General features: G+C 57.6%; 2 protein-coding genes. One reads left to right on the forward strand and one right to left on the reverse strand.

Annotated elements, in window-relative coordinates; all coding sequences use genetic code 11:
• The first annotated feature begins 506 nt into the window (after positions 1-506).
• On the forward strand, positions 507-713 hold the full coding sequence (locus IC66_RS44895) for a hypothetical protein (protein ID WP_011084669.1): 207 nt from the start codon (positions 507-509) through the stop codon (positions 711-713).
• 389 nt (positions 714-1,102) lie between these two features.
• Here IC66_RS44895 and IC66_RS0142125 read toward each other — a convergent pair whose 3' ends face one another.
• Positions 1,103-2,449 carry a citrate-proton symporter gene (locus IC66_RS0142125; protein ID WP_174719444.1) on the reverse strand — a complete coding sequence of 449 codons (1,347 nt, stop codon included), beginning with the start codon at positions 2,447-2,449 and terminating at the stop codon, positions 1,103-1,105.
• Between the last annotated feature and the right edge of the window lie 263 nt (positions 2,450-2,712).

The following is a 2,712-nucleotide window of genomic DNA, read 5'->3' on the forward strand; positions in this document are numbered from 1 at the left end:
GCATGAGCCGGTCCTTTACGAATAAGACGGGCTAGCGTAATGATACTCATCGTAGGATGGAACATGCGACATATTGTTAACTCGATCGTCCATGACGACCACACTCCTATGCCGGTTGCATTGTGTTTCAGGTCGTTAGACCTGACTCCGCAGATAAGCAGCTTAGCTGTCCGTAAGCTGACGCCGAGAAATTAACGGAAAACTAGGTGTTTGGCCCCGGCATTTCTGCAGCGGATTGAGTTTGAATCGTTCCGGCTGGGAAGTTCAATCCTGAATCCAAACAGACCCTAGTCGGGTGCTCCGAGAAATGCATCGACGGAGGTGCGACGAGCATCCGATCATAAGTAGGTCTACAGGTTCCGAGCGGGTAGACGGAGCGATGCGGTGATGGCCGAACTTATCCATTCGGTCGATAGATCTGATCAAGAAAATCAATTTTACCGATTGTAGCGTCGTCATATAGACCGTCACCACGGCTGGGGCTAACCTAGGGAAGCGATCTCCCAATGAAGAAGTCAGTTTTGGTGACGGCGAGCGCCCTCGCACTTGCGACCGCGGCGGTACCTCCATTTGCTGCAGAAGTTGCCGCGCAACCGCTCACCTCCAGCGTGCAGGTAGCCGATACATCGTATCCTCAGTGCGCCGATGACCCATTGAATGGTATCTGCGATCTGTTTTTTTGCTTGACCGATCCCGCGTGCGTGCTGCACTGACGACGGAAAACAATCAAGCAGAGAATGAGGATCGAGCCTCGTGCGGCCGCTGCTCCGTCAGCGGCCGCATCCTTATGCCGTTCGTTTACGCTGGCGGATGGTGCGAGCCGCGCCTTCTTGTTCTCTAAAGATGATCAGAGTCATTGCTCACTCCAGCCGGCGGGTGACGGCAGCCCGATCGCTCAACTGCAGCATCGGCGAACGTTGGGTAAACGGAGAAAGCCGTTTCAGACCGCGACGCTGCCGTTACGGCCGGAACTCCTTCACGATGTCAAGCTGCGCCAGTTTTCAGGATAGATTGCTGTTCGGGCTAGCCCCATACCGTGCTCCTGCTCGATGTTCGCATTTCGGACGTCACAGATGTCATCCTTACCTGTTCGGCTAAGCTACTAGGGCGGCGATCGTGCCGTTACAGATGTTCGTCTATGGTTTCGCTCGAAATTGAGTGGCGCCGTCTCCGGCATCATCACCATGGCAAAGAGCCCGGCCGCGCTCGCGAAAAGCATGTACCAGGCGGGCGCGAGTGCGCTCCCGGTCAAGTAGATCAGCCATGTGACGACCAGTTGAGCTGTGCCTCCGAAAATGCCTATGGCAAAAGCGTAAGTCGTCCCGAAGGCGCCACCACGAATGTTCCTGGGCAAACTCTCGGCCATGCTTACGTAGAAGGCGCTATACGGAACCGTTCCGATAAGGGTGAGCGTGCCGAGGCCTCCTAAAAGTGCGAAGGCGCTGCGGCTCTCTGCAATCCACAAGAATACCGGATAGATCATCAGCAACGCAGCTGCCTGCGGCCATATCATGATGCGCCGGCGGCCTGCGCGGTCGGCGAGCAGGCCGCCCAACAGCGCCGCAGCAATGCCTGCCATATTGCTGATGAGCGTGGCGCCGAAGGCGAGAGGCGCGGATACGTGGAGGGTGTTCAAGGCGTAGGTGGTCATATATCCCGTAACGTAAGTAGTGATCGTGCAGCTGGCCAAGATGACGAATCCCAAGCTCATGATGCGGCGAGCGGCGGGCGATCGCCTTACAGGCCGGGTGACCAGAACCGGCGCCTCCGGGCGGAGAAACGTTTCGGGTAGGACGCTCCGCAGCCAAAGTCCGAACGGCAAAGTAACGGCGCCGAGCAACAGCGCGATCCGCCATCCGTATGCATTGAGCGCCTCACTTGTCATGGTGAGCGAGAGTATTTCTCCAACCAACGCTCCAGCCGTCGCAGCGACCTGTTGGCTCGCGGGCTGAAAGGAGACAGCAAGACCGCGGGCTTTGGCTGGTGCCGCTTCCATCAAGTAGGCTGTCGTTGGACCGACTTCGCCTCCGAGAGCAAAGCCCTGCAGCAAGCGTGCGAAGATGGCTAGCAACGGAGCGGCAAATCCTATTGTCTCGTACGATGGCGTAATGGCCAATAATAGGACCGCGACGCTCATCATAGCAAAGCTGGCGGTCATGGCAGGCCGGCGGCCAACCCGATCCGAATAGGAGCCGAGCACGATGGACCCGATTGGCCTGGTCACAAAACCCGCGCCGAAGGTTCCGAGTGACAGCATGAGGCTGGCGAACTGGTCGGTTGCCGGGAAGAACGCCTGACCGATCTGTATTGCGAAAAAGCTATAGGTGCCGAAGTCGTAGAATTCGAGCATATTGCCGATGGTGGCGCCCAACACCGCCCGGCGCGTTAAGCCTTCGTCTGCCGGACTGGGGACCGGCTCCAGCCTCTCTCGAGTTAATTGCCTCGCCATCCTCAACCTGATCTGGAGCGCGAACCCTGGCCCGAACATTTCCACCAGACACCGGTCGCGCAAAGTTGCAGTCCGCTTGCCCGAACTCGTCCTTCACGGCCATTGCGCCTGTCCACATGTAGCCTGAAGCGCGTCGCTACAAACCTCACGGTAACGTCTGCAATAAGAATGCCTGCCTTTCTGGGCCGATTTGACTTCTGGTCTGATCCCAGGCCTGGCCGGTAAGAGGTAAGCGGAGCTTTTCTCCCATTTGATTGACTGGT

This window comes from Bradyrhizobium genomosp. III (genome assembly GCF_000261705.1).
Taxonomy (GTDB): Bacteria; Pseudomonadota; Alphaproteobacteria; order Rhizobiales; family Xanthobacteraceae; genus Bradyrhizobium; species Bradyrhizobium ottawaense.

Coding starts and splice junctions, on each gene's coding strand:
- IC66_RS44895 (WP_011084669.1), top strand. CDS start 507: ATGAAGAAGTCAGTTTTGGTGACGGCGAGCGCCCTCGCACTTGCGACC.
- IC66_RS0142125 (WP_174719444.1), bottom strand. CDS start 2,449: ATGGCGAGGCAATTAACTCGAGAGAGGCTGGAGCCGGTCCCCAGTCCG.